Genomic DNA, 212 nt, shown 5'->3' on the forward strand with positions numbered 1-212 from the left:
ACATCCGCCGCTTCCTCGCCGCCCACCCGGACTGCATCCTCATCGACATCACCGGCACACAAGGCTCCACCCCGCGTGAGGCCGGTACCTTCATGCTGGCATCGCACACCGCGTTATGGGGCACGATCGGCGGCGGCCAGTTCGAATTCATGGCGATCGCGAATGCGTGGGACATGCTAGCGGGAACAGGTGGAATGGCGGAGATGGATATC

The 212-nt window shown here is 63.2% G+C and carries 1 protein-coding gene; it reads left to right on the top strand.

The features are described from left to right. Positions 1 to 2: 2 nt before the first annotated feature. Positions 3 to 212: XdhC family protein (locus tag AF337_RS11830; protein ID WP_280138845.1), on the top strand; the 210-nt coding region annotated here is incomplete at its 3' end.

Source organism: Rhizobium ecuadorense (assembly GCF_001187535.1).
Classification (GTDB): Bacteria; Pseudomonadota; Alphaproteobacteria; order Rhizobiales; family Rhizobiaceae; genus Rhizobium; species Rhizobium ecuadorense.